General features: G+C 42.1%; 6 protein-coding genes. 1 reads left to right on the forward strand and 5 read right to left on the reverse strand.

The features are described from left to right. Positions 1-49: 49 nt before the first annotated feature. From AC55NX_RS15565 to AC55NX_RS15580, 4 genes are all read right to left on the reverse strand, one after another. Positions 50-2089, reverse strand: coding sequence for a TonB-dependent receptor (locus AC55NX_RS15565; RefSeq protein ID WP_496996555.1), 2040 nt, complete (start codon positions 2087-2089; stop codon positions 50-52). A gap of 122 nt (positions 2090-2211) precedes the next feature. Further along, complete coding sequence (locus tag AC55NX_RS15570; protein ID WP_496996556.1) at positions 2212-3459, reverse strand: MFS transporter; 1248 nt, start codon at positions 3457-3459, stop codon at positions 2212-2214. Positions 3460-3645: 186 nt separating this feature from the next. Then, positions 3646-4536, reverse strand: coding sequence for a helix-turn-helix transcriptional regulator (locus AC55NX_RS15575; RefSeq protein ID WP_496996557.1), 891 nt, complete (start codon positions 4534-4536; stop codon positions 3646-3648). Between the two features lie 324 nt (positions 4537-4860). Continuing rightward, the gene (locus AC55NX_RS15580) at positions 4861-5040 is read right to left on the reverse strand and encodes a hypothetical protein (RefSeq protein WP_496996558.1); all 180 of its coding nucleotides are present in this window, start codon (positions 5038-5040) and stop codon (positions 4861-4863) included. 136 nt (positions 5041-5176) lie between these two features. On the opposite strand from AC55NX_RS15580, the gene tusA reads away from it, so the two are divergent. Next, entirely contained in the window at positions 5177-5428 is a 252-nt protein-coding gene (gene tusA, locus AC55NX_RS15585; protein ID WP_059123187.1) for a sulfurtransferase TusA, read from the forward strand. A 24-nt stretch (positions 5429-5452) separates the two neighbouring features. On the opposite strand, the gene AC55NX_RS15590 is transcribed toward tusA, so the two are convergent. Further along, positions 5453-6466, reverse strand: coding sequence for a tetratricopeptide repeat protein (locus tag AC55NX_RS15590; protein WP_496996559.1), 1014 nt, complete (start codon positions 6464-6466; stop codon positions 5453-5455). Positions 6467-6873: the final 407 nt, after the last annotated feature.

Below are 6873 nucleotides of genomic sequence, written 5' to 3' on the forward strand. Positions count from 1 at the left end.
AGACTCGGGTCGTGAGCCTCTGCTATCTCGAATAATCATTGATTCGGTGTTACATGCGATAGGTAGCACTCATCCCCACAGTGCGAGATTGAGTCATCGAAGCAAGCGCACCTGTACGGTAATAAACCGCATCTTCGTCAGTTAGATTTGTCACATAAGCGTTGAACGTGAGTTCCCCGACAGTATAACTGGCGCGCACATTCAACAGGGTATAATCGCCAGCGGTCGAGTCATCCGTATTTTCAAGGTCAGAGTAGTATTCACCAACATAGACAGCATCTGCACCAAAGGCCCATCGCTCACCCAGATATTGGGTAAAACCAAGGCTGATATTTGTGTTTGGCGCATCAGTGAGTTCATTACCCTGATACGCTCCGTCATGATCAATGCGGCTCTCTAACAAGCCAACCGAGCTTCTCAGTTCCAAGTTATCGCCAATCCGGGTCACTCCCTCGATTTCTAGCCCATATGTATGCGACTTAGCTACGTTTTCGATAGTGAAAAGACTTGTTCCTGCTTGGTAATCCTTATAGTCGTTATAGAAAAGGTTTACGTTTAATAATGTTCCGCCGGCAATGATACTTTTACTGCTGAGTTCATATGACGATACCGTTTCGCTGTTGTAGCTATATTCGTCACCAAAGAAACTAATGCCTACGCCTGACGGGCTATACCCTCTGCTGACGGTCGCTGCAATGGTCGTTGATTCCAGGACATCATGCATGAAACTCAGTTTGGGTAAGTAGTAGGTTTCGCTATCATTCTGTTTACTATTTCCACCAGAAAAACGTGTTGCACTGGTTTTATCAGAGTCTTCATTCTCAATCCGTAGCCCGGCAACAACTCTGAACTTATCCGACAACGAGTAAGTCCCTTCGCCATAAATGGCACTGGTTGTGGTCTCATATTCTGTTGAGATATTGAAATTAGACGTCGAGAGGGACGCATCTTTCTTAGCAACAAACAGACCAATAACTCCGGTCAGATTCGAGTCACGGTCATTGAACAGCAATCGATTTTCTAATGCATAACTTTCATTATTAATGTCGTACGTATTACCCGTTGAATACGCGTCATCATGTATATCTGAGCTTGTACGACTGAGATGCAGTGAGTTTGTTAATCCGTCATTCACTTGATAATCAATATCAGCGGCAACCGAATCAGCATGAGAGTCTTGAATCCGGACTTCATTATTACCATTTAACCGAAACGTTTTAGAGTCAATTCCATTAGCAGTGTTACTCGCAAAGTTCGCATGTTCGCCATCATTTTCACTGTAATTGAGCGTCAGTTTAGCAGTTAAAGCAGGGATATTCGTAGGGTCCCAGCGTAATTTCCCTCTCAGGTTGAGGCTATCAGATTTGCTTAAATTAGGTGTATCAAAACCATTGGTGTCGTAATTGAGCCACCCTTTGCCGCGACTGCCATCAATAACTACACGGTAAGCGACTTGATCCTCGACGATGGCTCCCGATGACATCACCCCTAGATTATATTTCAAGTTGCCATTCTCATAGTTCTCCACCCCACTACGAAACGCAGCTTCGCTGAAATACGTCGGATCTTTCGTATTGACTACCAAAGCACCACCAATGGCACTGGAGCCTTGAGCCGTAGATTGAGGACCTCTCAACACCTCTAATTGCTCAACATCCCAAAGGGTTACCGGGTTAAAGTTATACCCAGAATAGTCTTGGGTAACCCCATCAACTACGGTCACAACACGAGCACGAGCCCCGGTTAAATAGGCAAGCCCGCCTGTAGCAGCACCGCCACCGGAAATGCCTCGTATCGAAATATTGCTGAACGAGCTGGCAATAACATTAGGTGCAAGAACAGCGGTTTCTTTCGCTTTATTGTATTGCCCCGATTCCAACTGTTCTTCTGAAATGACGGTGACGCCCGTCGTGACATTCTTAATATTTTTATCTATTTTCTCGCCCGTTACGACATACACGTCCATCACGTCTGTTTCCGGACTCGCTATTGACGAAAAAGGAACCCCACCGATACCGGCAAGTCCAATAGCGAGTAAGCATTTATGATTTGATGAACGGGTTCGAATATCACTGCAATATTTATTCATGATGAGGGACTTCCTTTCCTAATATATTTTTATATACAAATAAAAATAAGGTTTAATAACTCAAAAAATACCATAATTTACTGAGCAAACTCAGCAATCAGAATTAAAATAAATATTAAAAATCAACCATGTTTTTCTTTTAATTTGATCGAATATTCAATATTTATTTTAGAGAGCAACAACCAAATAAAACTAATAAAGAAAACAGCAATCAATGAGCCCATAATGATTGTCGCAACATAGCCAATATATTTTGCGATAGCCATACTTGCCCATGAATAGAAAAAGCCAATTAAAGATGCAACACTGATCTGTAAGGTAAAGAAAGTCGCCTTATGTGATGTTATAGATGCGTTGTCCATAAAAATAGTTGCAGAAATGACGAGTAACGCCGGAAAACTGACGAAATGGACGGTAATGACGAGGTATACCGTTATTTTATCGGTATATCCAAGTGCAGGTAACACCATAAGAAACAAAGCAAGAATTTGTAAACATAACACGATCATCAGCGCATTCTTTTTCCCGGCTTTCGTGATCAAAGGTGCTGCTAAGATCGCAGAAACAAGCCCGACAAGAGAACCGAAAATTTTAATTGAGAACCCTATCTCGGGTAGCTGCCAATCACTATCAACAAGAATAGAATTGAGCAACGCAAAACCCCAAGTTGATGATAATGGGTAAAGTGCTAAGATGATAAACCAATACTTATGCTTGAAAAAAAACTGTTGAATGTCTTGAATAAGGTGACCATTAATTTTTTGATAATTACTTATATCGTCTTCTGTTTTTTTATATTCTGACTCCTGATATAAACAGACTTGTAATAAAGCGATAATTGTCAACCCCGATAGAACCAGGAAAGAACCTTGCCATGCCAGCCAAGGATAAAAAACAAGTAAAATTCCACCACCAATAATATTCCCCAACAGATTGCCAGAAAATTGTACACTACTGGCAAACTTTCGTTCTTCAGGGGAGAACAGTTTACAGGATAATCCATCAACGGAAACATCTTGTATGCTCATAAATAAAACATACAACCCAATGATGAGCAAAATCCCGGTAAACTGTTGTGAAATATCCATATTTCCGATAATCAACAAGAGTAGAACCATTCCGGCATTAGAGAAAATTAACCAACTTCGGTATTTCCCCTGAAATAAGAGACGGTACTTATCAATAATTGGAGCATAAAAAATTTTACCAACCATAGGTAAAGCCACAAGATTCAGAAGTGCTAATTTGTCTAACTCAATCCCTTGTTGCCGTAAAATCGCCACAGCAGCCGAAAGTATGAATGCAATACCGATATATTGAGTAATGTAAATGCTGGCTAGCATTATCCACGGGCGTTTTATGCTTTTCATTGTTTTTTTAATCTGACATCCACTGCATCAACAGCTCTACACTCACTACAAAGCTGTTGATGTATAACTTTAGACGATGATACAACCTAACGAATGAGAATGAGTTTCATAAGTAATATCATTTGCATGGGGAGGATTTTATAATAGTTGTACTGTAGAGCGCTTTCGAATGAGGTCACATTCCTTTCAAAAACCGCCAATTTTATTACTGAGTTGTAACGATTGACGGTATTCACTCGGTGTCATGCCAATTTCATTTTTGAACAGCGTCGCGAAGTGTGCCTGACTCTTATAGCCAATATCAGTCGCAATTTGGCTGATAGGAACATCACTCGATAACAAATCAACAGCAGCATTCAGTCTCTTTTTGTTCAACCATTTGCGAAAGCTCATACCTAATAAATCTTTAACATCCTGCTTGATATAGGTTTGATTGCTTCGAGCTAAACTCGCCACCGAAGATAACGTCCAGTCATGATCTAAATGATTCTCGATATGGCAAAGTACATCATTCAATATAGAGAGTCGGGATGATAATGGATTCAGGCCAGACTCTCTGCGCTTGTGGAGAAACAATGCCAACACCTCAAGTGCTTTTGCTTTGATAAATAGCTGCCTTTCAAGACCTTTCAGATCACATTGCCAGACAGACTCACAGCAGCGCAATATATCACCCGATATGGCCCCTAACACGGAAAGCCTTGCTTCAGGTCGAAAATGAGTAGCCGGCTCATTCAGGTCGGTAATTCCAAATGCAGGAAGCTGATCGAAAGGAATCATGATTGAGAATGTTTGCCAAATCGCGTTGGCTGGAAAGAGAACCCGGCTAAGGCACGACTGGTCGGCTAAAGCCACAGAGTAATGATAATTGAAATTATCCGGTTGCTCTGAATCATTGCTTAATGAACTGTAATGACATTGGCCCAACACCGTTATATAAAGCCCCGGAGTGTACATCGTTTCTACAACGGTATCTTCGGCAAAGCAATGGTTAACAGAACGCACCCAACTATGGGTATCAGAGTCCAGCTCAAGGTGCTCAAATGTAGTCACATTTTGAATTGAGATACTTTTCACACAGTTGCTCTTCCAGAAACCTTGTCAATACCACTTAGTTAGCGAAGGCGGCACAAAGCTTAATGATAATTGTTATCATTATATATACAGTTGTTCAAAATGTAACTCTGTTCGGGCAGCGATTAACTTTCTCTGCCTATACCTATAGAGTAGAGGCTACACTGACAACCGACACGATGATCTCCCAGTGAAATGTTTGTATGCCATTGTCCATGACTATTAAATCTTAAAATTGAAGAAAAAAATCCCGCATTACTGCGGGGAAGCCCAAGAAAAATGGGATAGTGTCGGAAATATTGCATTGTTTTTAGAATTACTTTTCAATCAATGCTTGGATGTGTCGTATTGATAGATTTCCAGCCAAAGCCCTATCATTGCAGCAATAACTCCCCATACCGGCATGAGAGAGGCTTGTTCCGACGCCGATGTACTCATCACCAATACTCCAAAAGAGATAAATCCCATCAGAGCATAGATAGTCAGTCTGTCGATATTGTTCAGCATTCCTTGCTCCCCGACATAAATGTTGCAAACATGTTAAATAAATTAAAACAAAAAGTTTCATTTGCCAAGAGGTTATTGAATATTTTTTCTTCGCCAGTATTATTTGACATCCAAATGACTAACAAAGCTACCTGCCATGACCATTGATAAATCATTAGCCGACTACATATTAGAGGCAGAAGGATTACGGTGTCCCGAACCTGTCATGATGGTCAGAAAAACCATTCGTTCGATGAAAGACGGTGAGAAGTTACTGGTGATTGCAGATGACCCCTCGACAACACGTGATATTCCCAGTTTCTGTCGGTTTATGGATCATCAGCTGTTAGCGGCGCAAATCGAGCAAATCCCTTATCAGTTTTTGATTCAGAAAGGGCTTGAGTCGTGATGTGACTGGCCGGCCATTCGATAATTATTGATTAGCCAAAGCGTTTACTTCAGCGACCGCTCTTTCAAGATTCTCATGGGCGGCTTGATAGTAGGACGGTTTTTCATCAATTGCTTGTTGCAGATAAGGAATGGCTTTACCGGAGTCGCCCTGAATCATAAGAAAATAGCCGACACGATTGAACGCTTCATAACTTTCCATCTGCTGCATCAACACATTCAGCGCTCGCTGTATTTTACCATGACCAAGATAAATGAGCGCCAGATTGTTCTGCGCTCTACGGTTATCCGGCTCGAGTGCCAATGCAGCAAGCGTAGCGCGTTTTGCCTCAAGATAGTCACCACTCATGTAATAGGAATAACCAATGTTCAGCAGTAATTTGCCCGATTGAGGCTGGATATGCAGCACTTTTTTATAGAGCGCCTGAGCCAGCTCATGCTGAGAATCCATATCATAAATAATCCCCAGTCCCATATAAGCATCCGTCGGGGAGTGTTCATCAAGCTCTAAAGCCGCCACCCACTCGATAGGATTGCGTGTCTGGCTCAGGTTGGCAGGGTGATTCAAACGCTCCTGATCAACGTCAATCGCCCGGAGAAAGTAACGTTTTCCTACATCAAACGCCCCTTTTTTACTGTAAATCACCCCCAGTTGTTGCAATACATCGATGTTATCGGGATTGTCCCGCAATGCCATCTGATAGGCTTTGTCTGCTAACGCTTCACGTTGATGCAACTGATGAATTCGCCCAATCTTATAAAGGGTTTGATCCCGATGCTGTTCCGATGGCAATGACAGCGCGCGAATATATTCGAACAGCGCTAAATCCTCATGCTGCGCACGCATCGCGGCATCACCACGTGCAATCGCTTCTTGTTCCGTTTTCGGCACATCAGTTACTTGCAGGCTAGTTAACGGGCGGCCATCATACAGTTGCGCCATCATTGGTGATGGCTGCTGCTGTTGTTGGATTGCACATCCAGTCATCAAGCCAATGATCAATGTCACAGCGACGCACGCAGATTGTATTTTCATCATTGACTCCTTACCCTCGACGCAACACCACGATCATCGCTCCACCCTGCTCACTGGTTAATCCCCAAATTTGCCATCTTCAACAACAGCTTACAAAGCTCTTGATCCATTGATTACTCACTATATTCGAGTGAGACAATAAAAGCTTAGGTGAGAACCGGCAAAATATCTTGTGACCGAAAGAGCAATGATAAAAAGTGAATCATAACGATATATCAATCAAAGACATAATATTGAGAGAACGGGACTGTTCAGAAGAGAAATATTTCTATGCTGACGGGTATCGCAGCGCAACCCTATTGAGTGCAATGAAATCAGGATTCTAAGAGAGGATAAGAATAAAAAGGGAGGAGATATAAACAATGTTGCCCACCAATCGGTGAGCAACAGGACAATCAAAGCATTGTCGA

Source organism: Vibrio rubrogenes (genome assembly GCF_059641415.1).